This is a genomic window from Pedobacter glucosidilyticus, from assembly GCF_002483235.1.
Lineage (GTDB): Bacteria > Bacteroidota > Bacteroidia > Sphingobacteriales > Sphingobacteriaceae > Pseudopedobacter > Pseudopedobacter glucosidilyticum_B.
Map to the genome: position 1 here is coordinate 79,565 of NZ_DLHN01000006.1, position 23,688 is coordinate 103,252.

A 23,688-nucleotide genomic window follows, 5' to 3' on the forward strand; every position below is an offset into this window, starting at 1 on the left:
GATTAAATAAAATATTTAATAATTATGAATATTCAATATCATCCTATTTTGCCTCAACAAAAGCTACCCATCATCATCATTGGAGCAGGTGGAATTGTTAGGGATGCTCATTTACCCGCTTATCAGAAAGCAGGATTTGAGGTAGTAGGAATTACCAATCGTACCAGAGAAAGAGCTATAAAGGTGGCACAAGAATTTCATATTCCAAATGTTTATGATTCTGTTGCTGATGCAGTAGCGAAAGCGCCTGCACATACGGTGTATGATATCACCACCATGCCCGAAAGCTATATTGGTATATTAGAGCAATTGCCAAATGGTAGCGCCGTTTTGATACAAAAGCCTATGGGGGATGACTATCAGCAAACACAAGATATTATAGAAGTTTGCAGAAGGAAAAATCTTGTAGCCGCTATTAATTGCCAGTTACGTTTTGCTCCCTATGTAAGTGCAGCCAGATACCTTATAGAACAAGGTTTTTTAGGCGATTTATACGATATGGAAGTAAGGGTAACAGTTAAAACACCTTGGGAGTTATTTCCGCATGTGATGGTTCATCCTCGTTTAGAAATCCAATACCACAGCATCCATTATATAGATTTAATGCGCTCTTTTTTAGGAGAGCCCAAAGCAGTACTGGCAAAAACTCTTAAACATCCTGCTAAAAAGCTTTCTTCGTCTCGCTCAACCATCATTTTAGATTATGGCGATACCATGCATTCGGTTATTAATACCAACCACGACCATGATTTTGGACCTCATCATCAAGAAAGTTTTATCAAATGGGAAGGCACCAAAGGAGCTATTAAAGCTAAAATGGGTTTATTAATGGATTATCCTCATGGTGTACCCGATGTTTTTGAATATTGCTTATTAGAAGAAGGCAAAGCACCAGAATGGAAAAGCATCATTTTAGAAGGCTCTTGGTTTCCTGATGCGTTTATCGGAACTATGTCTAGCCTCATGCGCTATAAAAACGGTGAAACTAAAGTTCTACCCACCAGCGTAGAAGATGTTTTCCAAACCATGATGCTGGTAGAAAAGGCTTATGAAGTGAGTTTGAAGTAAGGAGTCCAAGGTCCTAAGAAAGAAAGCAGAAGCAGTAACCAACTAACTCCCGATAGCTATCGGGACTAACCAACTAATAACTAACCACCTAACCAACTAATAACATGTATTTCAAATCAATTTTTTTTGAGGATTACCAATTAGAAGATAAAAGAGTAACCTTAGGTAGAACCATAACCGAGACAGATTTTGTTGTTCATGCTGGGCATACGGGAGATTTTTTTCCCCACCACATGGATGCAGAATGGTGTAAGACACAGCCTTTCAAACAGCGCATTGCACATGGTACTATGATATTTAGCATCGGTATTGGCTTAACTGCTTCGGAGATAAATCCAGAGGCCATGTCTAAAGGTTATGATAGATTAAGATTTATAAAGCCTGTTTTTATTGGTGATACCATCCATTCAGAAATTACCATTTCTGCCAAATCTGATGCTAAAAAGCCCGAATATGGTAATGTTACAGAGCATGTAGAAGTTATTAACCAACATGGCGAGGTGGTTTTAGTGTGCGATCATATCTTATTGGTAAAAAGAAAATCCATGTAGTATGAACACAAATTCAATCAACCAGCCTGTGGTATCAGCGCAAAGCGATGGTGCAAAGCAAAAGTATCTCTTACCTTTCATTTTAATTATTTGCTTGTTCTTTTTATGGGGGATGGCTCATAATTTAGATTCCATCCTGATTCCGCATTTGAAAAAGGCCTGTCAGTTAAATAACAGACAATCTACTTTAATAGATACCTCTATTTTCTTAGCCTATTTTTTAATGGCTATCCCTGCCGGGATGATGCTAAGGAAATTCGGCTATAAAGCCAGTATGATTATTGGTTTATTGGTATTTGCAATGGGAGCATTTTTGTTTATTCCGGCAGCTAATACGCTTTCTTACGGTGTTTTCTTAATAGCACTATTTATTATTGGTTGTGGTTTAACGGTATTGGAAACAGCAGCTAATCCTTATGCCGCCATCTTAGGAGAGCCAGAAGGTGCAACAACCAGATTAAATCTAGCTGCATCATTTAACGGCTTGGCTGCTATGGTAGCACCCATTATTGGGGCAAATTTTATCCTATCCGGAAAAGAATATACAGCCAGCCAGTTAGCTGCAATGCCAGAGGGTGAAAAAATGAGCTATTTATTCTCTGAAGCAGCAGCAGTAAAAACGCCATATTTAGTCTTAGGAATAATTGTAATACTGGTGGCATTATTGTTTTATTTTATCCATTTCCCAGAAATTAAGCCTAATAAAGAAGAAAAAGCTAAAACCGGATTTTTTGCTGTCTTAAAACATCGTCATTTAAGATGGGCCGTAATAGCGCAGTTTTTTTATGTAGGAGCACAAGTATGTGTAACCAGTTTTTTTATCAGGATGGCGCAACAAGGAGCCGGTTTAGATGAAAAATCAGCAGCTTACTATTTAACTATTTATGGTTTCTTGTTTATGGCAGGCAGGTTTGTAGGTACTTTCTTTTTAAAATATACAACAGCACAAAAGCTGTTATCATTATACGCGGTATTAGCAGCTCTAATGTGCTTGTTAGCTGTTATTACGCAAGGTATTTTCGTGATTTACGCTTTAGGAATCATTGGCTTTTTAATGTCTATCATGTTTCCAACCATTTTTTCTTTAGGCATTAAAAACTTGGGCGAGGAAACTAAACCAGGTTCATCATGGCTGATTATGTCTATTGTTGGAGGTGCTATTTTACCTTATCTCATGGGTACTGTTATTGATTATAATGGAGATAATATCCAAATAGGGTATCTTATTCCTTTTTGCTGTTTCATCATCATCTTATTTTTTGGATGGAAGAAAAGTGATGTTGCGTAGAAAGTTTAAAATTAAAATTCAGGAATGTTGAGTTGTTAGTTTCACCATCATCTTTAAACTAACAACTCATTTTCCTTGATGTATTATCTATCTAACTCCAAATAGCTAACAACCCAACCAACTAACCACCTAACTACACAACACCACCGCTAGGTAAGCAGGCATCCCAATAGTAATATTTACAGGAAAAGTTACCGCTAAAGCCATCGGGATGAAAATACCCGGGTTAGCTTTAGGGACTGCAATTTTCATGGCTGCTGGTACCGCTATGTAAGAAGCACTAGCCGCTAAAACAGCCATAATAAATCTGTCGCCAGGTTCATGAGTAATAATTCTGCTTAAATAAGCCACAATCAATCCGTTTATTAAAGGTGTAAGGGTAGCAAAAACTACAGTAAATTTACCGCTATTTAAGAAGTCTTGTAGTTTTTTACCACTAACAATCCCCATATCTAGTAAGAAAATTGCTAGAAAGCCTTTGAAAATATCAGTAGTAAAAGGTTTAATACCCATCGCTTGCTCATCACTAGCTAAAAGCCCAATAATTAAGCTTCCTAAAATAAGCAGCACACTACCGTTGGTTAAAGAGTGCTTAATAATTTGACTAAGACTTTGTTGTGGTTTCAGAGGGTCGTTTTTAGCAAATATCCTAATCAAAATAACACCTATAATAATAGCTGGAGCCTCCATTAATGCCATAACTGCAACCATATGGCCATTAAAACCTATATTTTGTATCTCTAAGAAAGAAACGGCCGTTACAAAAGTAACCGCACTTACCGAGCCATAAGCTGCTGCAATAGCTCCAGCATTATATACAGAAAGCTTTTTCTTTAAGATAAAGAAGGTGTAAAAAGGTATGGCAGTGGCAGTACAAATACCGAAGATTATGGCGTAAATAATCGACATAGAAAACTCGCTATGCGCTAATTCTTGTCCGCCTTTAAAACCAATAGAAAATAATAAATAAAGAGAGATAAATTTTGAAGTTTGGTCTGGTATGGCTAAATCGCTTTTGAGTCTTACAGCTACAATTCCAAGAATAAAAAATAAAAGAGCAGGGTTTGTTAAATTGTCAATTAAAAGATGGAAATCCATTGGTTAAGGTTTAATTAGGGAAAATTGCTTTGTTGGCAATGCTATAACTATCGTTATGATCAAGCTGTGCTACTTCTAAACCATACTGTTCAGGGTTATTTTTTTTATAATTATAATCATCCATCTTTTTCAATAGCACTTTTTTTCTATGATTTTTGGCGGATTTTTGGATAAAGTTATTTTTTGGTTTTTCATCATCATCACTATTAAAACCCCAGTCTAAATTATTTCCAAAAGCGCTTTTAAATGCTAAATCATCATTTTTACTGTCTAGAAGTTTTTTTGCTGATAGATTTAAATTTAATTCTGTTTGATTTTTACTTAGCCATACTAATATGATAATGGCTAGCCCTATAGCCAATTTGCTCAACAAATAATCTGATATAAAACTCACAGCAATTAATATTGTCATCATAACAAAAAGGGTAGGAGCTAATAATTTTTGAATATCGTAGCGTTTTTGCTTCATATTTAAAGTTTTTGACACTCCAAAATTGAAACTTATAACTCATAAATTATTATTTATACTTTATATGTTTATGATAAGAAAAACTTATGATAGTTTTGCTTTAAAAGCAGTAAGAAACCATCATGAGAATAAAAATTTACAACCCTAAGTGATAGGATTTATTGATGGATGAGATGAAACTACCTTATAAGAATCGTGAATTTTAAGCGGATCAAATACTCACCTAATTCTTATATTCTACAAGCACTTCATTAGCATGTTGAATGGCTTAGAATCGGTTTAATTAGAAAGGCGAACTTTCCAAAAGTTCGCCTCTCTTTTAAATATCAACAATTCACAAAAAGCTTAATTTGAAGGGAATGTAACCCTGAGATGTGATACATCTGCTTGGATTTCTTATTTAATCGCCTCTTTTTAAACCAAATTTCTCTATTTTAGAGTAAAGATGACTTCTTTGAATATCAATATCTTCAGCTGTTTTAGAAACGTTCCAATTGTTTTTTTCTAGCTTAAATTTGATATATTCTTTCTCTGCATAATCTTTATAATCCTGGAAATTTGCAAATTCATCAAAATTTATTCCTGATGATTTATGGGTTGTATCAGGTGCGTAAATACTACCACTTGGATTAGAAAAAGCCTTAACATCATCCTCAGTAATGGTTTTATCGCTTAAAATAATTAAACGTTCTATCACATTTCTGAGTTCGCGTATGTTACCTGTCCAGGGTAAATTTTTTAGAGCTTCATAAGCTCCAGCTGATATTTTTTTCACCGGCATCCCATAATCATTGCAAATTTCTTCACAGAAAGTTTCAGATAATAATGGAATATCACTTTTTCTTTCTGCCAAAGGTGGTACATGGATATGTATAACATTTAATCGATGGTAAAGGTCCATCCTAAAATTACTGGCTTCAATTTCTTTAAGTAAATCTTTATTGGTAGCGGCAACAACTCTCACATTAACATCTATTTCTTTTTCACCGCCTACTCTGGTAATTTTGCTTTCTTGTAAAGCTCTTAAAACTTTTGCTTGCGCAGATGCACTCATGTCGCCAATTTCATCTAAAAATAGCGTACCCCCATTAGCTTGTTCAAACTTTCCGATACGTTGTTTTACAGCCGATGTAAATGAACCCTTTTCGTGTCCAAACAATTCGGATTCTATTAATTCTGATGGGATAGCAGCACAGTTAACCTCTACCATAGGACCTTGAGCCCGGTTAGATTTCTCGTGTAACCATCTTGCTACTAGTTCTTTACCGCTTCCATTGGCACCGGTTACCAAAACACGAGCTTCTGTAGGAGCAACTCTTTCTATCGTTTCTTTAATTTTACTGATACTTGGAGATTCGCCTAAAATTTCTCTGGTTTTGGTTTTACTTACTTTTTGCTTTAATACTTTGGTTTCTGTAACCAAAGAACCTCTATCTAAAGCATTTCTTACGGTAATTAATAAACGATTTAAATCTGGTGGTTTGGAGATAAAATCAAAGGCACCTTTTTTAGAAGCTTCAACAGCAGTTTCTACCGTTCCATGTCCTGATATCATGATGAAAGGTAAATCAGGCCTTATTTCTAAACCTGCAGACAGTACTTCCATTCCGTCCATTCTATTCATCTTAATATCACAAAGAACTAAATCATAATTCTTTCTTTTGATAAGGTCTAAACCGTCAACGCCATTGTCTACATCTTCAATTTCAAAATCTTCATACTCTAAAATTTCTCTTAGTGTATTTCTGATAGCTCTTTCATCATCAATAATTAAAATTTTTGCCATACAAGTATTTAACGTTTGGGTTTAAAATTGTATACTAATCTATACAATTGTGCATAAAAAAAGTCCTGCGTTGGAAGCAGGACTATCAGAAATTAGTTATAAAAGCAAATCTATAAGCCGGGTTCTGTCATCCTGATCCAAATTGCTTCGGATTTCAGGATTCTCTATCATTTATCTTGCCATAATATTGCTATTATGATCTAACGACCTACCCTCCTTAATAGCGATAAACGCAGCGGAACGAGCAGCCCCGACGGTTAAGGTTTATTTGGTCTTTCAACTCCTGAGGTTTACCACGATGTATGTCGCCATACAAAGTCGTGAGCTCTTACCTCACGTTTTCACCTTTTCTCCCGTTAAACGGAAGTAGTTTATTTTCTGTAGCACTTTCTGTCACCTTTAAGGGGTGCCTTCCCGTTAGGAAGCAGGATGCTCTGTGTTGCCCGGACTTTCCTCCATCCCGATATTAATCGGGACAGCGATAGAGCGATTTGCCCTGTAAAGATAACCTTTTTACTTACAGTTATTGATGTTTTTTTCTACTTCCTTAACATCATAAATGCCTTGTTTATTGCCAAACGAGTTGGTGATGTAAGTTAAAACCTTAGCAACATCAATAGCTGCTAAATGCTTTTCTGCTGGCATTGGCGTTTGGTAAGTTACACCGTTTACCACAATAGTATCTGATAAACCATAAACAATATAGCAAGCCAAATCTTTTCGGTTTTCTCTTAAAAAAGTACTATCTGTTAATGGAGGAATAACATTTACCAAGCCGCTTCCGTCTTTCATGTGGCAGTTTTGACAGTGTACCTGATAAATTTGAGAACCATCTGCATAATAGCGTTGATATTTCACTTCCTCCTCACTACAAGCACTTAAAAAAATGCAGATAATCAGTAAACTAAATATCAAGCTTATAATTTTTGCTCTCATTTATACTCGGCTAATAAAACATCCATATCATCCATCAATTGGCTTACTTGCTTTTCATCTGTACCATCGTAAGCGCCTCTTATATGTTTATTTTTATCTACTAAAATGAAATAACCTGAGTGACTGATACCTCCCGGAGCTAAAGAATCTCTATCCGCATAATTCATGTAACCATTACGAGCCATGTTGTAAATTACATCTCTTTCACCATATAAAAAGTGCCATTTTTTGCTGCTTACGCCGAGTTTATCAGCATATTTTTTTAAAACAGGAACACTATCATGTTTTGGATCGATGGTGTGTGAGACGATGGCTACTTGGTTATTGTCTTTATACTTATCATGAATACGCAATAATTGCTTCTTCATAATTGGGCAAATAGAAGGGCAGGAGGTAAAGAAAAAATCAGCTACGTAAATTTTATCCTTTAAAGAGTCATTATTAATGTAAACACTGTCTTGATTCAATAAATTAAAATCCGGAATGGTTTGGTAAATCGTATCCTTTCCGTTAGCAGCCAACTCACGATGACCTAAAACAGGTAGTTTAGCATCATTTTGCTTGCAAGAACTTATCAATAAGAATAAAAAGGAAATAACTAATAGAATATTGGTTTTCATATTATTTATATTGTTGAATAAGGGTGTTGCTGTGTGCTAATGATTTATCAAATAGCGTTTTTACAGAATCTATTTTTTGTTCCTGATTTCTTAGATAATCAAAAATTTCTGTACTTGATTTTCCTGTATAATCTGGATTAAACTGTTGCATCCAATTCATCATAGCATCATCGGCATTGTTTAATAAGTTTTTAGCACTATCAATTTTTGCTATAAGTGTGTTGATATCAAGACTAGGATTTTCTACTTTGATTTTTTTATATTTCAGCGTAATACTGTCTAATCTTAGCTGGTTTTCTGTTAAAGAATCCATCTTTGCCATTAGAACATCATGTTTATCTATCACTACTTTTTGAAGCTTTTGTTGCTCTTCTTTATCATTATTACAAGCAAAAATACTTAGCAAAGCTATTAGAGTTAAAAATTTCAAACTATTTCTCATCTTCAATGGGGTTATTTTTTAGTAAATATGGCTAGACCAAACAAACTTACGATTAATACACCTAGTGCTGAAATTAACATAGTTAAATCTCTAATGTTTTTGCCAGCCCAGTCCATAAATAAGAATTTATGAAATATGGCAAAACTATAACCTTCGGTTCTATTATCATTAGTTACATGTGAAGCTAAAGTTGAAAATTGGGTATCAATAAAATAAGTGTCTTGGTCTGGAGTATCATAATCTAATTGCACAACAGGTAGTCTTTTAAATACAAAACCGTAATCTCTTGAAAAAGAATACAGTGTTTTAGTATTTAACAGTTTTGCTTCAAATAAACTATTGTCTTCATCGGTTTTTAAACAACAATCTGGCAAAATAATATCCTCTTGTTGTAGGTTTGTAGTAAACTTTTTAACTAAATATTTAGCATATTCAACATCAGCATTTACAACTTCTTTACCGGCTTTTGCATTAAAATATAAAATTTCTTGAGGCTCGTCTTCTGTTTTATTATATACAACTTGATATAAAGTATCTTTTTTTAAAACAACAATTGCGATATTGGAAAGTCTTTCCCAACGTAAATTAAGCTTTAAAAAGTCTTTTTTAAGGTGTTCTGCTTTAATAATGGGTTCATGTTTTAATCCTGTTTCTCTGTCTGGATTCCATTTTTTGCTGGCATGGTAAGCACCACTAGCAGCAAAAGTTAAGGTAACAAAAGCGGTTGCAATACCAATTTGCCTATGGTACTTTTTCAGAATACTTTTATTGTTGGATGTATTCTTCTTGAATTTTCCCCACATAAATCCATAAATAATAACTCCGCTTAGCGCTGATAATATGATGATGCTTAAGCAAATCATCATCACTACAATACGTATTTGGTTATTACTTATAGCATCTAAAAAAGACCAATTATGAAATAAATCAAAAATTAAGAGGAAATTTTTACGGTTTTGATTATTAAAAGTAGCTAAACGGCCACTTGTGGTTTCAATAAATAAATCTGTACCGTCATTTTTATCAAAAGATAATTTCCAAACAGGTAAAAGCCTGTTGATGTATTTATAATCTTGCGAAAAGCTATTTTGTAAGGTAATTTTTTCTGGTTTTGCGCTAACGTCAGCTAAGTAGTACTGAGCCAAATATGTAGCATATAATTTATCTCCATTTACAAGTTCTTTACTGTTAGAAGTATCAAAATATCTGATGCTTTTATCTACAGTTTTTACCTGATAATAACTTTTATCTTGAAACTCGATAATTCTAAAGTTTAGGAAACGATGTATTTGATTTGCTTTTAAAACTTCTTGTAAACTAAAGTTGATTTTAGAGGTATCAACAACCGTAATTTCGAGTTTATCTTTAGGCAATGTAGGTTTAAACCAATGTGCCATAAAGGGATGCATAAGACCAGAAAGTGTCCAGAAAATTACGGGTATAATGGTTATTAAACCTATAACTTTGTGCCATTTATAGATGTTTTGTTTAATGTATTTTTTCATTTTCATGATGCTAAAAAAGAGCTTGCTTTAAATTCAAAGCAAGCTCTTTTAGTTAATTGATTTTATTGTTACCTGTAAAATTATATTGAATACCCATCACAAAAGTTCTTGGGGCGCCAGGATTAAATGTGCTTCTATCTGTAAGATTATTACCTCTGGATACAGAGTTGGCAAATAACTCATTCGTAATATTCATGATATTAGCGTAAAGCTCAATGCTTTTCCATTTATAACCAACTCTGTAATTTAGGAGATGATAACCTTCGTATTTTACCGTATTAATTTGGTTTTGATACCAAGACGATAAATACTGCCATTCTATAGAAGTTCTGAAATTTTTAAACCATTTAGGATAATAAGTAAACTCGCTATTCCAAGTCCAACGAGGCGAACTAGGCATTTCAAAACCTGCTAGGTTTTGAAAAGGATCATTTGGTCTATCACTAATTTTAAAATCCTCAAACCGATGGATGGCAGTTGTACCTCCAAATCTAAACCAATATTCTTCGCTTGGTTTGGCGTTAAATCCAAATTCTAAACCACGGTGTAGGGTTTTTCCTGCTGATTGAAAATCAAAAGAATTATCTGCTTGTCGGATACTTAACAACTCATTTCTACCATCCATTTGATAAGCAGTAATATCTAAGTACAACTTATTGTTAAGAAATGAAATCCATCCGCCTAGCTCATAATTATTAAAGTAGGCAGGGCTTAAATTGGTATAAAATTCAACCGGATTGGTATTTGGCCTAGGCCTAAAAATTGAGGTTAAAGATGGCGGCGAAAAGCCCTGCGAAAAATTAGCATAAACACCTTTGTTTTTATCAATCTCATAAGTTACACCAATTTTAGGCGTAAACCTTTGGTAGGTAATGTTACCCGATGTAGTATTTACGTTGTTGATATAATCCAAATCCATCACATCATATCTGCCACCAACAGAAAAACGTAATTTATTTACTGGTTCAAAATCATACTGAAAGTATGTAGCGTAATTTTTAATATCTCCATTATAATTAGCTATCTGAAATTCTGGTCTTTCTCTGGCTATACTATATTTTTCTACAAACCTATTACTTGGATCTAGTTGTGCATTTAAATCAATTAAATAAGACCAATACGTATTTTGTGTTAAGTCTAAAACTGCACCAGTAAGTAATTTAGCATTTAAAAAATTAAACTTTTGACTATGTTGAGCAATAAAGCCATAACTCTCAAAATCATTAGAATTAATTTCTCCTCTGGCTTTTGTTGGGTCGTTTGTTGCACTTGGTACAGAATTCCACCTGATGGCATAACTTGGGTTTTGACCGTGTTTATTACTTCTTTGAAATAGCGTAATAAAAGATTTAGAATGACTATTCCAATCATGTTCTAAGGTTAAACGAGAACGGTAGGCATCAGATTTTCTATAAGTAAAATCTGATGTACTTACATAATTTCTACTGTAAAACATGGTACTATCCACACTTCCGGCCATTTGAGAATAATAAGTACCGTAGATAAAGTTTCCTACAAGACGGGTTTTGCTATTGAAATTGTACTCTAATCTTGCATTTACGGATGTTTTATCATAATCAGAGCTAGCCATCCAAGAATTGGTTTGTTTACTACTTAAGCCTCCAATATAAAAGCCAAACTTTTTTATTTGAGCTCCGGCTCCAAATTGTATTCGCCTAAAACCCCAATTATCAAACTGAACGCCCACTTTTGCAGTAGGTACGGGTGTAGGCCTTTGCATAATAAAATTAATAGCCCCACCAACAGCTTCGGGTCCGTAAATAGAGGAAACAGGTCCTTTAACAACTTCAATGCTGTTGATAACAAATTGGTTAACTTCCAATAAAGCATTATGATTAAAAACTCCTAAGGGTCTTATAGGTACACCGTCTTCCAGATATAAATAATAAGCACTTGTGCCCATAGGCTGTCTAATAGACATGCCATGTTGCTCGTTATTATAACTCGGCATGATAACTCCTGGCGTTTTATTAATAATTTCAAAAACCTGATTTGCCTTTGTCTCATCAATAAGTTTTGCCGATAATTTGCTTATTGCCATAGGAGTTTGACTTCTTAAAGAAGCTTCTCTATTTGCTGTAACAACAACTTCATTTAAGTTGTCTGAGTTTTGCTTTAAAGCGATATAAATAGGTTGATTGTTTTTAACCAAAAACTCCTTATTTTCATAACCTAGTGCGGTAATAAATAGGTTCATACTATCTTTTGAGTTTTTGATAAAAAAAGTTCCTTGAGCATCAGTAAAACTTATTTGATTTTGGTCTTTCACTTTAATGATAGCTCCACTAATGGGAGTTTTAGTAAACTCCTCATATACAATTCCACTTAGGTCTTGTGCATAAGTGTTTAACATGGTAAGGATATACCAAACCAGTATTAAATAAAATTTCATGTGATTTTAATTAAGTCTGCAATAAAAAATATCATCCAAACGCTTGAGGTGATATTGAATAAAATTTACGCAGGCTTAAGCCGGAGGATGGAAAATAGGAAATGCTCTTACTAAGTTGTAGTGGAGTTGAACTGGGGTGTTAATTTCAAGAATTAAACTTGTATTAAAGCAAAAAGCATAGTTATTTACAGTGGCAATTTCTTGAAATAAGTTTTTCTGATTTTGCCTTTCCTGTTGTGCTTGCTTTTTTTCTGCTTGTTCTAGTTTTTTCTTCAAAAAACATTTCCCAAAACATTGTAATTGCGGCTTGTTTTTGTTTTCGCAAAGTTGTGCTGCAATATAATTTTTGTTCAACTCGAAACCTGCAAACACATATATCTTACTAAAATGAGTAGAAATAATAGTGCAGATTAATAGATATGCAATAATGCGTTGAAACATGGCGCAAATATAAATTTAGTATGGCAAAACCAAAGAAAATAAACCGTATATTTCTTAGATTTAAGGAAAATAATACGCACATGAAAAAATCACTCCGTATTTTTAAAATCTTTTTATTTTTATTGATGATGATGACTACACAAGATTTATTAGCCCAGTTAAAAGGTGCTTGGCATTTAAAAGATGGTGATACCAACCATTTGTTATTGATAGAGCATAACTTTATTTTCCATACCATTTATAAGGATAACGAGTTTATTAATTTACACGGCGGTACTTTTGAGCGTACAGAAAAGGAATTGGTGATTAATATGCTTGTTCATAATTTAAATGCCGATGCTGTGGGTAAAAAAACACATTTGCCTTATACTTTCTTAAATGATGAACTTACATTAATGCCTGGCAATAAGATTCTAAAATTTAAAAGAGTAGATAGTGGCAACGCTCCTTTGGCTGGTGTTTGGCGGATAACGTCCAGAATGCAAGCCGATGGTAAAGTTGTTCCAATACACCAAACAGGTACCAGAGTAACCTATAAAATATTAACAAGCAGTAAGTTTCAATGGTTAGCTATAGACCCAGCTGTTAAGCTTTTTAATGGTACTGGTGGTGGTTCTTATACCTTTAAAGATGGTAAATATGTAGAAACAATTGAGTTTTTCTCTAGGGATAATAATAGGGTAGGTGCCTCTTTAAGTTTTGATGGTAAACTAGAAAATGGCGATTGGCATCATAGTGGTTTAAGCTCTAAAGGAGAAAAAATTTACGAAATCTGGTCGCAGGTTAAATAACATGAACAGGAAAGAAGAAAATAATACCCTTTACAAAAGCTTCAGCTTTAAAGATTTTGCTGAAGCTTTTGCTTTTATGACTAAAGTTGCCATTTTAGCAGAAGAAGCCCAGCATCATCCTACATGGAAAAACACCTACAATAAGGTGGAAATTTGGCTTCAAACACACGATGAAGGAAACATCGTTACAGAAAAAGATAAAGCTTTAGCCCAAGCTATTGATGCGCTTTTATAAGATTTTTAAAACAGCTAAATAAAGTTGGGCACATAAAATACCCATGCCAAAGCTTAGTAAAGTTCCTATCAGGATATATTCTGTTAACTTAATGTCTTTGGCATCTTTTAAATCGCCAAACCTAAAAATAGATTTAGCAGCTAGCAGAAAACCAATACCTTCCCAAAAATTTATCACCACAAAAAAGAAGATAAATAAGCGTTCTAAAATGCCAATATACTTACCTGCATGATTACTATTATGCTGAATAAGTTCTGATGTTTCTTGTTTAATTTGAACACTCCACTGCGTTAACAAAATCCTTAAAACAATGGCGCTTACATAAGTCACACTCAATACAGCTGTAACCATTAATAAAAATGGTGGCGTTTGCAGGTATTGGAGATTTAGCTCGTAAGGATGATAAGCATAAACCACTGCTGCTATTACAAGCAAGTGTAAAAGCTGGTCTGCAAAAAAGTATACTTTGCTATATTTGGGTTTCTCTAGGTAAATTTTAAGGAAATCTATAATTAAATGACTGATTACAACGACTGCAATACCTAATAAGTATTGCGTTTTAAAAGCTGTTATCAATAACAAAAGCAGCAAATGTATAGCTGCATGAAAATAAAGGTATTTAGATTTTATTTTTAACGATTTCTTATGTTCAACCCATTTGTTGGGTTGCAGAACAAAATCGCCAATAAGATGAGCTAATAGCAGTTGTAATAATAATGTTAACATAGGTTTTTTAGCTGTTGCTGATAATAATTTAGCAGTTTTAGCAATTCATCATAACCGCCTCTTTTTAAGCCTGCACTTATAGCACTTTGGCTTTTCTTGTTTAACGCGGCAGCAAGCTGTTGCTGATTAAGTTCTGGATGCTGTAAAGCCTTCAATATCATTTCTGCTGATGTTGATGTCCAACCATCAGCGGTAAGCGCAAAAATTTCTAACATGGTGTTGATGGTTAAATCAAACTGTGGCCATGTAGTTTTTATTGCCAAAGTATTAGTCTTTAAGCTATCAAAACACTCACCAGCAAAAATAAAAGCATTACCATTAGATTCTGATAGCTTATCGCTTTGATAATTTATATCCCCAACACCAATACCAATTCTTGCATCTAATTGGCTTAACTTTTTAATATTAGCTTTGATGATATAAGCCAATTTAAGCGCAAATGCAGGTTCTGTTTTAATTTGGAAACTATCTCCACGGTAAATTTCCCAGTCTTTAGGCTGTACACCATATTGCGAAAACAGCGCTTTTAAACTGTTGAGCCATATTTCAGAATCAACTTTTCTTGAGCTGATGATATCTCCGGTTAAAATTGCTTGCATCATAATATGCAATATAGTAATTATCGCTTAATTACACGATATTTTTAATTATCGCTTATTTGTGCGATATTTTTAATTATCACTGATTTAAACGATAATTTGCATTTTAAAATTAAAATGTAGCTTATAAAAAAAGCCCGCTTCTAAACGGGCTTTGATTTTTAAACTCCTAAATCAGTCATAATCTGATTGATTTTTTCATTTAACAAAGCATCAGTTTCTTTAAATGCTTCTTTATGGGCTAAAGGCGTGTTTACGCTGCAATAGAATTTAATTTTTGGCTCTGTACCAGACGGACGAGCAGAAATGATACAACCATCCTCGGTAACAAACTGTAAAACATCAGATTTTGGTAAATCTATTTGTTTAATGATACCCGAATTTAAATCAGTTTCTTTTCTTAAAGTATAATCTTTTAAAGTAACAACCTTAGAGCCACCTAGACTTTGTGGCGGATTATTTCTAAAACGCTCCATCATGGCTACAATTTCTTCGGCACCGGTTTTACCTTTCTTAGTGATAGACACTAACTTCTCTTTATAGAAACCGTATTTCACATACATATCAATTAAAGCATCATACAAGCTGCTTCCTTTATCTTTGTAGAAAGCCGTCATTTCTGCTATAAAAGCACAAGAAATTACAGCATCTTTATCTCTTACAAACTCGCCAACTAGGTAACCATAACTTTCCTCGCCACCTACAATAAAGGTTTCCTTACCTTGTAATTGCGTCATAATCTGACCAATAAATTTAAAGCCAGTTAGCGTATTGTAGCAAGTAACATTTTTAGAAGCAGCAATTTTATCAATCAAGTAAGAAGTAACAATGGTTTTAATTACATATTCTTTTCCTGTGAATTTTCCTTCTTTCTCCCAAGCTTCAAGCATATAATTAACCAGTAAACAGCCGGTTTGGTTACCGTTTAAAAGTTCAAACTCGCCATCGTGGTTTTTAACAGCAATACCTACACGGTCTGCATCAGGGTCTGTTGCTAAAACTAAATCGGCATTAACTTCTTTGGCTTTTTGTAGTGCTAAAGTTAGTGCTTCTTTTTCCTCAGGGTTTGGATAAATAACGGTAGGGAAATTACCATCAGGTTTAACCTGTTGCTCAACCAAAGTAATATTGGTAAAACCAAATCTTTCTAAAGCTGGCGGCACTAAAGTAATACCGGTACCATGGATAGGAGAAAACACGATTTTTAAATCATGCTGACGTTTGATAGCATCAGGCGAAACCGATAAGGAAACTATTTTGCTTAAGTAGCTCTCATCAATTTCTTCGCCTATGTAGGAAATATGCTCAGGCTTAACTATAAATTTAACATCATCTATATTGGTAATTTTTGCTACTTCATCCATCACCATTTTATCGTCAGGAGCTACAAATTGTCCACCATCTGCACCATAAGCTTTATAACCGTTGTATTCTTTTGGGTTATGAGATGCGGTTAACATCACACCACTTTTGCAACCTAATTCTCTTACAGCAAAAGAAAGTTCTGGCGTTGGTCTTAAAGCCTTAAAGAAATAAACATGGATATCGTTAGCTGATAATACCTCGGCAGTAATTTTGGCGAAGTAATCAGAATTATTACGACTATCGTGTGCAATAGCAACTTTTATAGTTTCGCCCGGATATTTTTTTATTAAATAGTTGGCTAAACCTTGTGTTGCAACTCCAATGGTATATTTATTAATACGATTAGAACCTGGACCCATAATACCACGTAAGCCTCCGGTACCAAATTCAAGATCTTTATAAAAGGAATCGGTTAATTCTGTAAAAGATTTTTCATCTAATAAACTTTGGATTTTTTGCTTGGTTTCGGCATCGTAATTTCCTTGTAACCAAGTGTTAATTTTAGATTGGACAGATTGTTCTAATTGCTGCATGTTTGAAAACTTTTTAAAAGAAAAAATAGGATGGATAAAATTATAATTATTAATGTAAATTCTTACAATTAATCAAAAATCGTACAATTTTATTTTATTCGTTCCTGATAATACCAAGCTTTTATCTATTTTTAGCGCCTGAATTAAAAATCATATAAATAGTATAAAAATGAAAGTTCTAAAGTTCGGAGGTACATCTGTAGGAAGCCCTGAAAGAATGAAAAAACTTTTAGACATCATCAATCCGTCTGAAAGACAGATAGTCGTACTATCTGCAGTTTCTGGTACAACAAATAGCTTGGTAGAAATATCTCAAGCTTATCTTGCGTCTGATAAGGCCAAGGCTAAGGAACTTGTAAAGGCTTTAAAGGATAAGTATGAGGTTTTCATTAAAGAACTATTTCAAAAAGACGAATTTTTAGGTAAAGGTAAAGAAGTAATTGATTCTCATTTTGATTTATTAGATGCTTTTTCGCATGATTTATTTACAGCTATTGAAGAAAAAGTTGTTTTAGCACAAGGCGAGCTTTTATCAACAACCTTATACCATATTTACTTAGAGGAAATTGGTGTTCCATCTGTGTTGTTGCCGGCTTTAGAATTCATGAAGATAGATGAAGATAATGAGCCTATTGTTGATTTTATCACAGAAAAACTCACACCACTTTTAGATGCACATCCTTCTATCAACCTGTTTATTACACAAGGTTACATCTGTAGAAATTCTTTTGGTGAGATTGATAATTTAAGAAGGGGAGGAAGTGATTATACAGCGTCTTTAATTGGTGCTGGTATTCGCTCTGAAGAAGTTCAAATTTGGACAGATATTGACGGAATGCACAATAACGACCCTCGTATTGTAAAAGGTACTAAGCCCATTGCTCGTTTATCTTTTGATGAGGCTGCCGAGTTAGCTTATTTTGGTGCTAAAATTTTACACCCACAGTCGGTATTCCCAGCACAACGCTATAAAATTCCGGTAAGGTTGTTAAATACAATGGAGCCTAAAGCTTTTGGTACATTAATAAGTTCTGAAAGTGAAAAAGGAAAAATCAAATCTATAGCAGCAAAAGATGGTATTACAGCTATTAAAATACAATCTAGCAGAATGCTGTTAGCTTATGGTTTCTTGAGGAGAGTTTTTGAAGTTTTTGAGCGTTACAAAACACCAATTGATATGATTACAACATCAGAAGTTGCTGTTTCTGTTACTATTGATGAAACTAAATATTTAGGAGAAATCACCAAAGAACTAAGTGATTTTGGAACTGTTGAAGTTGATGTAAATCAATCTATCATTTGTATAGTAGGAGATATGGGTGCTGATACACATGGTTTTGCTTCAAGAGTTTTTGAATCTTTAAAACATATCCCTTTAAGGATGATTTCTTACGGTGGAAGTAACTACAATATCTCTTTATTGGTTAAAACCGAAGATAAAGTAGAAGCATTAAGAAGTTTACACAATCGTTTATTTGAATAATATAGTGCAGATGGTAAGGCAAATGTTTAATGCCCAATTAGTAGATTCATTTAAAGATAAAGAGACACCTTTTTACTATTACGATTTAAAGTTGTTGAAAGACACTTTAACGGTATGTAAAGAGGCTTCTGCATCGCACCATTTTCATATACATTTTGCATTAAAAGCTAATTTTAATGACCGTGTTTTACAGCTTATTAAGGATGCTGGTTTAGGTGCAGATTGTGTTTCTGGCGGCGAGGTTAAAAAAGCCATTGAAACAGGTTTTGATACTAAAAAAGTTGTTTTTGCTGGTGTAGGAAAATCTGATAGAGAGATAAACTACGCATTAGATAACGATATTTTTTGTTTCAATGTAGAGTCTATTCAAGAATTAGAGGTTATTAATGAATTAGCTGCTAAGAAAGGTAAAAAAGCCTCGGTTGCTATTCGTGTAAACCCTAATGTGGATGCGCATACCCACCATTACATTACTACAGGTTTAGATGAAAATAAATTTGGTATTAATGCTTGGGAACTTGCTGATGTTTCTGAAACATTAAAGAAATGCAATCATTTAGAGTTCTTAGGTATTCATTTCCATGTTGGCTCTCAAATTACGGATATGAATGTTTTCAAAAGCCTTTGTGTAAAGGTAAATGAAGTTCAGTCTTGGTTTGAGGAACGTGGCATGCCAGTAAAAGTTTTAAATGTTGGCGGTGGTTTAGGTGTAGATTATCATCAACCAGATGAAAATGCGATAGCAGATTTTAACAGCTATTTCCAAATTTTTAAAGATTTCTTAGAAATAAAACCTTATCAAGAAGTTCATTTTGAATTAGGTAGAGCTTTAGTTGCGCAGTGTAGTAGTTTAATAACCAGTGTTTTATATGTAAAACATGGTATTAAAAAGAACTTTGCTATTGTAGATGCTGGTATGACAGAATTAATGCGTCCAGCTTTGTACCAGGCTTATCACAAAATAGAGAACATTTCCCGACAATTAGATAATTCTGAAATCAAAAATCAAAAATCAAAAATTGTTAATTATGATGTTGTTGGACCAATTTGCGAATCGTCTGATTGTTTTGGGAAAGAAGTTGCTTTACCAGAAACCCAAAGAGGCGATTTAATAGCGTTGAGAACAGCTGGTGCTTATGGCGAGGTTATGGCTTCTGCTTATAACTTAAGGCCTGATATTAGACATGTTTACACTGAAGCATAAAAAAATACATATTCTTATTTATTGCCCAGTTAAAATTCCGGCGATACATTACGGCGGAATAGAACGGGTGATATGGGATCTAGGAAAAGCTCTTCATCAACAAGGTTATCAAATAACTTATTTGGTGAAGAGCGGTTCTTATTGTGATTTTGCTAAAGTAATACCTTACAATCCTTCGGTTGATATCAACCAACAAATACCTGATGATGTAGATTTGGTTCATTGCCATGATATTGTACATCCAAAGCCACAAAAACCTTATTTAATTACTATTCACGTAAATCCTGGATATAACCATACTTTAGATCAGCAATGTGTTTTTATTAGTAAAAATCATGCGGAAAGGCATCAATCTGATGCTTTTGTATATAATGGTTTAGATTGGGATAATTATCCAAAACCTAATTTTAATATTAACAGAACATATTTTCATTTCTTAGCTAATGCAGCATGGAAGGTTAAAAATGTAAAAGGAGCTATTGAGATTACTAAACAAGCAAATGAAAAATTAGAAGTTTTAGGCGGATACAGATTTAACTTTAAAATGGGCTGGCGTTTTACCTTTGATACCCATGTAAGGTTTAGGGGTATGGTTGATAATTTAGAGAAAGCAAAATATTTAGAGAAATCTAAAGGACTTATTTTTCCTGTTTTATGGGATGAGCCTTTTGGATTAGCCATTATAGAAAGCATGTACTTTGGATGCCCAATTTTTGCGACTCCTTATGGTGCCATTCCAGAACTAGTGAGCAAAGAAACAGGGTTTTTAAATACATCGGCAGAAGATTTAGCTTATGTACTGAAAAAGGCAGATGATTTTGATAGATTCAAATGCCACGAAAGAGCTAAAGATTTATTTTCGGCTACTTTTATGGCCAATCAATATCTTAAGTACTATGAAAGAGTTTTAAACGGAGAGGCCCTAAACGAAAATGTTCCCACTTTAAAAGAGGAAGTTAAATCAAAGTATTTACCTTTTGATTATTCTTCAAAAAACTCTAATAACTCTCCAAAATAAGAGCTATCCCAGCCATCAACAAATTCTTCGTAGTTTTCAGAAGGGATATTGGTATGTATTAATTCAACTGAAGTACCTTTTTTATGTTCGTGTAGTTTAATGGTTACGATAGATTTTTCATCTTGCCCATCAAAATACCATTCTTGTACAATTTTTTGATTTTCAACAAATTCAAGATTTTTACCTACGATATCTCCATCAAATAATGAAAATTCTGTATCCGGACTAGTACTCATTTCTGCTTCAGCACCTGTCCAAAGTTTAATACTAAGAGGGTTAGTTAAAGCCAAATAAACTTCTTCTTGGGTGGCAGGGATAAGGTAATATTTTTTATAATCTTTCATTTTATAAATAAAAAAAGCAGAAATGGTTAAATCTCTGCTCAAAATTAGAATAAAATTCGGTTATGTAAACCTTTATCATCTTGTTAAGATCAGGTTTTCTTAGCTGTAACTAATAAAACAATACCCGCAATTAAAACTGCTCCGCCTACATAAGGAGGCCAATTAACAGTTTCTTTTTTATCTGCTGAAACCTGTATAGGTCCTGCATCAATAACTTTTTCTTGTTTGGTGTAAGAAAAGCCACCCCAAACCAGCATAACAATGCCAATGATGGTTAAAATAATTCCTAATGATTTGTTCATAGTATTGGTGTTTTAATGTAAATAATTTAACTTTTGTTATACAAACACTATACCATCAACATCATGAAAAAGCATTCTCACCTGTTACATCTAAACCTGTTATTAAGAGATGTATGTCATGAGTACCTTCATAAGTAATAACACTTTCTAAATTCATCATGTGGCGCATGATAGAGAAATCTCCCGTTATACCCATACCGCCCAAAATTTGTCTAGCTTCTCTGGCAATATTTAAAGCAGTTTCTACCGAATTTCTTTTAGCCATAGAAATTTGAGCAGGAGTGGCCCTGTTCTCATTTTTCAGAACACTTAAACGCCATACTAATAGTTGCGCTTTGGTGATTTCTGTAATCATTTCTGCTAATTTTTTTTGTTGCAACTGAAAACCAGCCAAAGGTTTACCAAACTGCTTTCTTTCTTTAGCATACCTAAGAGCAGTGTCATAACAATCCATAGCTGCACCTAAAGCACCCCAGGCAATGCCAAATCTAGCTTGATTTAAACAACTTAAAGGCCCTTTTAAGCCTTGTATATGGGTTAAAATATTTTCTTTAGGGATTTTAACGTCCTGAAATATAAGTTCACCTGTGGCTGAGGCTCTTAAAGACCATTTTCCGTGTGTTTCTGGTGTGGTAAATCCTTCCATGCCACGTTCTACAATTACTCCTCTTATGGTTTGTGTATCGTCTTTAGCCCAAACAACAGCTATATCCGCAAAAGGAGCGTTAGAAATCCACATTTTAGCGCCATTGAGTAAATAATAGTCTCCTTGATCTTGAAGACGGGTTTCCATACCGCCAGGGTCAGAACCATGATTTGGTTCTGTTAAACCAAAGCAACCCATCATTTCCCCAGAAGCCAATTTCGGTAGGTATTTTCGCTTTTGCTCTTCAGAACCAAAAGCATAAATAGGATACATGACCAAAGAACCTTGAACAGAAGCTGTAGAACGTAAACCAGAATCTCCACGTTCTATTTCTTGCATCATTAAACCATAAGCGATATAATCTAAACCAGCACCGCCATAATCTTGAGGAATAGTTGGCCCAAATACACCTAAATTTGCCATTCCGCCAATTAAGTGTTTAGGAAATTGTGCTTTTTGGGCATAGTCTTCAATAATTGGACTTACTTCTTTTTTTATCCAATCTCTTACAGCACTTCGTATTAATTTGTGTTCATCTGTAAGCAACTCATCCATTAAGTAATAATCAGGATGTTGATATAAATCGGTTTTTGAGGATTTTTGGTTCATGGCAATGGCTTTTGTTAAATTTAACAAAACAATATTTTATTTGTTCCCTTTGATATCATTAGTTTTTCATCCATATTTATAACATGTCTGTGATTAAAAGAAAAATTGCATTAGAAGAAGTTAAATTTAATGCTCCGATAGGTTTTTTTGAGGAAGAAAGAATCTTAAAGAATAACTTTTTATTTTCTGCTTATGTAAGCTATACTCCTAATCATCTACGGGTACAAGATACAGATGATTTAGAACATACGGTTGATTATAGTAAAATTTATGATATTGCTAAACATCATTTTTCTAAAGAGGCTAAATTATTAGAACATGTTGCGCATGGTATTTTAAATGATATTGTAGCAACCTATCCGTTTTTAGAGCATATCAACATCCAAATAAAAAAATTGAATCCTCCTATACAGGCAGAAATTAAAAATTCTTTGGTTGAATTAATTTACCAAGCAGATGCTGTTTAAAATAAATTGAGCATTCGCCTTAGAGGTAGTTTTAAATTTTATAAAAAACTTAAAATAAAAAAGGTAAGTCTTTAAAAAAGGAAACTTTTTGTTTAAGAATAAATTTCCTGTACATAAAAGTACTTAATACAGCGATATTATAAAATATAAATATCGAAAGTAGAATAAGGGTAGCTGTGTCTGTCATACTTTAAATATAGTTTAATAAGTTGTAAAAATAAAAAAGGAAGAAGGAATTTCTTAAACTTAAGATTATAGTTTAAAATGTATGGGTGTTTTGTTTTTAGTTTTCAGTAATTCTAAATATGTTTTGTTAACCAGAAACTCCAATATAATTGTCAAAAAAAATGGGGGAATTTTTAAAATTCCCCCATTTATGGCATAGTTTCGATAAATGGTAACCTTATGGGTTACTATTAGTTTGCTCTTTTGTGAGAACTGTAGTTTTTGTACTCTGCCCCTTTTAGTTTTTGTTGCTCGCTACCGATAGTGGCTACAGTTGCCATTTCAGTTTTCTGAGTATTTCTGTTAAAACGTTGATTTTTAAACGCCGGTCCTTGAAGTTCGGTTGCAGTAGAAGCTGACTGTACATTTGTTGGTACAGCTTTATGCATCCAAGATTTAAAATTTTTATATTCTGGACCTTTCAAATCACTTTGTTTCACTTCACTTTTATCTTGTGCTAAAGCACCAAATGAAGTTACAAATAGTACTAAAATTAATGTTGCTTTTTTCATAACTATTATTTT

25 protein-coding genes and 1 other RNA gene are annotated in these 23,688 nt (G+C 33.7%); 9 read left to right on the forward strand and 17 right to left on the reverse strand.

Features of this window, described 5'->3' with window-relative positions:
- The first annotated feature begins 24 nt into the window (after window positions 1-24).
- The 3 genes from B2745_RS01060 (at window position 25) to fucP (ending at window position 2,907) form a co-directional block, all read left to right on the forward strand.
- Window positions 25-1,068 (forward strand): Gfo/Idh/MocA family protein, encoded by a 1,044-nt coding sequence (locus B2745_RS01060; RefSeq protein ID WP_304062489.1) that lies wholly within the window; start codon window positions 25-27, stop codon window positions 1,066-1,068.
- Between the two features lie 104 nt (window positions 1,069-1,172).
- Complete coding sequence (locus B2745_RS01065) at window positions 1,173-1,619, forward strand: MaoC/PaaZ C-terminal domain-containing protein (protein ID WP_304062492.1); 447 nt, start codon at window positions 1,173-1,175, stop codon at window positions 1,617-1,619.
- A gap of 1 nt (window position 1,620) precedes the next feature.
- On the forward strand, window positions 1,621-2,907 hold the full coding sequence (gene fucP, locus B2745_RS01070) for an L-fucose:H+ symporter permease (RefSeq protein WP_304062496.1): 1,287 nt from the start codon (window positions 1,621-1,623) through the stop codon (window positions 2,905-2,907).
- Window positions 2,908-3,036: 129 nt separating this feature from the next.
- Here the strand turns inward: fucP and B2745_RS01075 are convergent, their stop codons facing one another.
- The 10 genes from B2745_RS01075 to B2745_RS01120 form a co-directional block, all read right to left on the reverse strand.
- On the reverse strand, window positions 3,037-4,005 hold the full coding sequence (locus tag B2745_RS01075) for a sodium-dependent bicarbonate transport family permease (protein ID WP_304062500.1): 969 nt from the start codon (window positions 4,003-4,005) through the stop codon (window positions 3,037-3,039).
- 10 nt (window positions 4,006-4,015) lie between these two features.
- Window positions 4,016-4,492, reverse strand: coding sequence for a hypothetical protein (locus tag B2745_RS01080; RefSeq protein WP_304062501.1), 477 nt, complete (start codon window positions 4,490-4,492; stop codon window positions 4,016-4,018).
- Between the two features lie 382 nt (window positions 4,493-4,874).
- A complete protein-coding gene (locus tag B2745_RS01085; RefSeq protein ID WP_304062503.1) occupies window positions 4,875-6,260 on the reverse strand; it encodes a sigma-54-dependent transcriptional regulator in 1,386 nt (461 codons plus the stop codon).
- Window positions 6,261-6,357: 97 nt separating this feature from the next.
- An RNA gene (gene rnpB / locus B2745_RS01090) (RNase P RNA component class A) lies at window positions 6,358-6,758 on the reverse strand.
- 15 nt (window positions 6,759-6,773) lie between these two features.
- Window positions 6,774-7,196, reverse strand: coding sequence for a c-type cytochrome (locus tag B2745_RS01095; protein WP_304062505.1), 423 nt, complete (start codon window positions 7,194-7,196; stop codon window positions 6,774-6,776).
- Window positions 7,193-7,816, reverse strand: coding sequence for an SCO family protein (locus B2745_RS01100; protein WP_304062508.1), 624 nt, complete (start codon window positions 7,814-7,816; stop codon window positions 7,193-7,195). The genes B2745_RS01095 and B2745_RS01100 overlap by 4 nt, the downstream gene beginning before the upstream one ends.
- Before the next feature lies 1 nt (window position 7,817).
- Window positions 7,818-8,222 (reverse strand): hypothetical protein, encoded by a 405-nt coding sequence (locus B2745_RS01105; protein ID WP_304062510.1) that lies wholly within the window; start codon window positions 8,220-8,222, stop codon window positions 7,818-7,820.
- A gap of 47 nt (window positions 8,223-8,269) precedes the next feature.
- Entirely contained in the window at window positions 8,270-9,763 is a 1,494-nt protein-coding gene (locus tag B2745_RS01110) for a PepSY domain-containing protein (protein WP_304062513.1), read from the reverse strand.
- A 52-nt stretch (window positions 9,764-9,815) separates the two neighbouring features.
- The gene (locus B2745_RS01115) at window positions 9,816-12,176 is read right to left on the reverse strand and encodes a TonB-dependent receptor (protein ID WP_304062516.1); all 2,361 of its coding nucleotides are present in this window, start codon (window positions 12,174-12,176) and stop codon (window positions 9,816-9,818) included.
- Between the two features lie 75 nt (window positions 12,177-12,251).
- The gene (locus tag B2745_RS01120; RefSeq protein ID WP_304062519.1) at window positions 12,252-12,617 is read right to left on the reverse strand and encodes a hypothetical protein; all 366 of its coding nucleotides are present in this window, start codon (window positions 12,615-12,617) and stop codon (window positions 12,252-12,254) included.
- A gap of 80 nt (window positions 12,618-12,697) precedes the next feature.
- Between B2745_RS01120 and B2745_RS01125 the strand changes: the two genes are divergently transcribed.
- Window positions 12,698-13,408: a hypothetical protein gene (locus tag B2745_RS01125; protein WP_304062522.1), complete on the forward strand. Its 711-nt coding sequence runs from the start codon at window positions 12,698-12,700 to the stop codon at window positions 13,406-13,408.
- 1 nt (window position 13,409) lies between these two features.
- The gene (locus B2745_RS01130) at window positions 13,410-13,643 is read left to right on the forward strand and encodes a 4a-hydroxytetrahydrobiopterin dehydratase (RefSeq protein WP_304062525.1); all 234 of its coding nucleotides are present in this window, start codon (window positions 13,410-13,412) and stop codon (window positions 13,641-13,643) included.
- Here B2745_RS01130 and B2745_RS01135 read toward each other — a convergent pair.
- The 3 genes from B2745_RS01135 to B2745_RS01145 form a co-directional block, all read right to left on the reverse strand.
- Window positions 13,638-14,369, reverse strand: a complete 732-nt coding sequence (locus B2745_RS01135; RefSeq protein ID WP_304062528.1) for a DUF3307 domain-containing protein — start codon at window positions 14,367-14,369, stop codon at window positions 13,638-13,640. The two genes, B2745_RS01130 and B2745_RS01135, sit on opposite strands and share 6 nt — an antisense overlap.
- On the reverse strand, window positions 14,363-14,971 hold the full coding sequence (locus tag B2745_RS01140) for a hypothetical protein (protein ID WP_304062531.1): 609 nt from the start codon (window positions 14,969-14,971) through the stop codon (window positions 14,363-14,365). The genes B2745_RS01135 and B2745_RS01140 overlap by 7 nt, the downstream gene beginning before the upstream one ends.
- 158 nt (window positions 14,972-15,129) lie before the next feature.
- On the reverse strand, window positions 15,130-16,866 hold the full coding sequence (locus B2745_RS01145) for a phospho-sugar mutase (RefSeq protein ID WP_304062533.1): 1,737 nt from the start codon (window positions 16,864-16,866) through the stop codon (window positions 15,130-15,132).
- Between the two features lie 169 nt (window positions 16,867-17,035).
- Between B2745_RS01145 and B2745_RS01150 the strand changes: the two genes are divergently transcribed.
- Genes B2745_RS01150 through B2745_RS01160 form a run of 3 tightly spaced genes read left to right on the forward strand, consistent with a single transcriptional unit; the run spans window position 17,036 to window position 20,571 of the window.
- Window positions 17,036-18,349: an aspartate kinase gene (locus B2745_RS01150; RefSeq protein WP_304062536.1), complete on the forward strand. Its 1,314-nt coding sequence runs from the start codon at window positions 17,036-17,038 to the stop codon at window positions 18,347-18,349.
- A 22-nt stretch (window positions 18,350-18,371) separates the two neighbouring features.
- Window positions 18,372-19,553 carry a diaminopimelate decarboxylase gene (gene lysA, locus B2745_RS01155; protein WP_304062723.1) on the forward strand — a complete coding sequence of 394 codons (1,182 nt, stop codon included), beginning with the start codon at window positions 18,372-18,374 and terminating at the stop codon, window positions 19,551-19,553.
- Complete coding sequence (locus B2745_RS01160) at window positions 19,534-20,571, forward strand: glycosyltransferase (protein WP_304062539.1); 1,038 nt, start codon at window positions 19,534-19,536, stop codon at window positions 20,569-20,571. The genes lysA and B2745_RS01160 overlap by 20 nt, the downstream gene beginning before the upstream one ends.
- Here B2745_RS01160 and B2745_RS01165 read toward each other — a convergent pair.
- From B2745_RS01165 to B2745_RS01175, 3 genes are all read right to left on the reverse strand, one after another.
- The gene (locus tag B2745_RS01165) at window positions 20,535-20,915 is read right to left on the reverse strand and encodes an SRPBCC domain-containing protein (protein ID WP_304062542.1); all 381 of its coding nucleotides are present in this window, start codon (window positions 20,913-20,915) and stop codon (window positions 20,535-20,537) included. The genes B2745_RS01160 and B2745_RS01165 overlap by 37 nt on opposite strands.
- A gap of 89 nt (window positions 20,916-21,004) precedes the next feature.
- Window positions 21,005-21,217, reverse strand: a complete 213-nt coding sequence (locus B2745_RS01170; protein WP_304062545.1) for a hypothetical protein — start codon at window positions 21,215-21,217, stop codon at window positions 21,005-21,007.
- A 61-nt stretch (window positions 21,218-21,278) separates the two neighbouring features.
- The gene (locus B2745_RS01175) at window positions 21,279-22,472 is read right to left on the reverse strand and encodes an acyl-CoA dehydrogenase family protein (protein ID WP_304062548.1); all 1,194 of its coding nucleotides are present in this window, start codon (window positions 22,470-22,472) and stop codon (window positions 21,279-21,281) included.
- Between the two features lie 83 nt (window positions 22,473-22,555).
- Here B2745_RS01175 and folB point away from each other — a divergent pair, with 83 nt between their 5' ends.
- Entirely contained in the window at window positions 22,556-22,939 is a 384-nt protein-coding gene (folB, locus tag B2745_RS01180) for a dihydroneopterin aldolase (RefSeq protein ID WP_304062551.1), read from the forward strand.
- A gap of 416 nt (window positions 22,940-23,355) precedes the next feature.
- Here folB and B2745_RS01185 read toward each other — a convergent pair whose 3' ends face one another.
- Window positions 23,356-23,676 (reverse strand): hypothetical protein, encoded by a 321-nt coding sequence (locus tag B2745_RS01185; protein ID WP_304062554.1) that lies wholly within the window; start codon window positions 23,674-23,676, stop codon window positions 23,356-23,358.
- Between the last annotated feature and the right edge of the window lie 12 nt (window positions 23,677-23,688).

Coding starts and splice junctions, on each gene's coding strand:
- B2745_RS01060 (WP_304062489.1), top strand. CDS start 25: ATGAATATTCAATATCATCCTATTTTGCCTCAACAAAAGCTACCCATC.
- B2745_RS01065 (WP_304062492.1), top strand. CDS start 1,173: ATGTATTTCAAATCAATTTTTTTTGAGGATTACCAATTAGAAGATAAA.
- fucP (WP_304062496.1), top strand. CDS start 1,621: ATGAACACAAATTCAATCAACCAGCCTGTGGTATCAGCGCAAAGCGAT.
- B2745_RS01075 (WP_304062500.1), bottom strand. CDS start 4,005: ATGGATTTCCATCTTTTAATTGACAATTTAACAAACCCTGCTCTTTTA.
- B2745_RS01085 (WP_304062503.1), bottom strand. CDS start 6,260: ATGGCAAAAATTTTAATTATTGATGATGAAAGAGCTATCAGAAATACA.
- B2745_RS01095 (WP_304062505.1), bottom strand. CDS start 7,196: ATGAGAGCAAAAATTATAAGCTTGATATTTAGTTTACTGATTATCTGC.
- B2745_RS01100 (WP_304062508.1), bottom strand. CDS start 7,816: ATGAAAACCAATATTCTATTAGTTATTTCCTTTTTATTCTTATTGATA.
- B2745_RS01110 (WP_304062513.1), bottom strand. CDS start 9,763: ATGAAAAAATACATTAAACAAAACATCTATAAATGGCACAAAGTTATA.
- B2745_RS01115 (WP_304062516.1), bottom strand. CDS start 12,176: ATGAAATTTTATTTAATACTGGTTTGGTATATCCTTACCATGTTAAAC.
- B2745_RS01120 (WP_304062519.1), bottom strand. CDS start 12,617: ATGTTTCAACGCATTATTGCATATCTATTAATCTGCACTATTATTTCT.
- B2745_RS01125 (WP_304062522.1), top strand. CDS start 12,698: ATGAAAAAATCACTCCGTATTTTTAAAATCTTTTTATTTTTATTGATG.
- B2745_RS01130 (WP_304062525.1), top strand. CDS start 13,410: ATGAACAGGAAAGAAGAAAATAATACCCTTTACAAAAGCTTCAGCTTT.
- B2745_RS01135 (WP_304062528.1), bottom strand. CDS start 14,369: ATGTTAACATTATTATTACAACTGCTATTAGCTCATCTTATTGGCGAT.
- B2745_RS01140 (WP_304062531.1), bottom strand. CDS start 14,971: ATGATGCAAGCAATTTTAACCGGAGATATCATCAGCTCAAGAAAAGTT.
- B2745_RS01145 (WP_304062533.1), bottom strand. CDS start 16,866: ATGCAGCAATTAGAACAATCTGTCCAATCTAAAATTAACACTTGGTTA.
- B2745_RS01150 (WP_304062536.1), top strand. CDS start 17,036: ATGAAAGTTCTAAAGTTCGGAGGTACATCTGTAGGAAGCCCTGAAAGA.
- lysA (WP_304062723.1), top strand. CDS start 18,372: ATGTTTAATGCCCAATTAGTAGATTCATTTAAAGATAAAGAGACACCT.
- B2745_RS01160 (WP_304062539.1), top strand. CDS start 19,534: ATGTTTACACTGAAGCATAAAAAAATACATATTCTTATTTATTGCCCA.
- B2745_RS01165 (WP_304062542.1), bottom strand. CDS start 20,915: ATGAAAGATTATAAAAAATATTACCTTATCCCTGCCACCCAAGAAGAA.
- B2745_RS01170 (WP_304062545.1), bottom strand. CDS start 21,217: ATGAACAAATCATTAGGAATTATTTTAACCATCATTGGCATTGTTATG.
- B2745_RS01175 (WP_304062548.1), bottom strand. CDS start 22,472: ATGAACCAAAAATCCTCAAAAACCGATTTATATCAACATCCTGATTAT.
- folB (WP_304062551.1), top strand. CDS start 22,556: ATGTCTGTGATTAAAAGAAAAATTGCATTAGAAGAAGTTAAATTTAAT.
- B2745_RS01185 (WP_304062554.1), bottom strand. CDS start 23,676: ATGAAAAAAGCAACATTAATTTTAGTACTATTTGTAACTTCATTTGGT.